1 protein-coding gene is annotated in these 515 nt (G+C 58.1%); it reads right to left on the bottom strand.

The window, feature by feature from the left end:
- Positions 1-293: 293 nt before the first annotated feature.
- Positions 294-515, bottom strand: a 222-nt coding sequence (locus RNA01_RS23580; protein ID WP_170253639.1) for a type IV secretory system conjugative DNA transfer family protein, incomplete at its 5' end; no start/stop codon positions are given.

Raw genomic sequence — 515 nt, 5'->3', positions numbered from 1 at the left:
GAACGAAGCCCAACTGTGGTCTTCGCCGATCCCGGTAACGATCCTCTCGCGATAGCAGACCGCCATTGATCAGTATCCCAGGTAACCGAGAATATCGGCGCCACGATAGTCGGCTTGCTCGTCTGGATGAGCGATGACATCACCGGTCGTGACATCCACCAAAGCGCTATCGCTGTCTCGAACGATTGCCTCAATTTGATGGATGCGGCATTCTTCGATGGCCGCTTCTGCCGTGACCTGGGCCTCAGGCTTCCCAATATCTCATCGCTCGATCTCCAGGTCCGGGTTGTCCCTCAGACCTTCATTTCCAAAGGTCCACGTTTTCCATGGAAGCGGTTATCGCCAACGCAAGACTTCATGTCGGCTCGCCGGAACCACATTGCGCGACCGCATCGAAGCGGCGCATTTCCCCCGGTGAACACAATCTGCTCATCGGCCCGCATGCGCAGGACTTCGTGCGGCTGGATCAGCGGACGGCTGGCCAGTTGCTTCGATCGGGTTCGGGACGAACCCCT

The organism is Paenirhizobium naphthalenivorans, assembly GCF_007992095.1.
GTDB lineage: Bacteria > Pseudomonadota > Alphaproteobacteria > Rhizobiales > Rhizobiaceae > Allorhizobium > Allorhizobium naphthalenivorans.
This window is presented reverse-complemented; position numbering and strand designations above follow the sequence as displayed.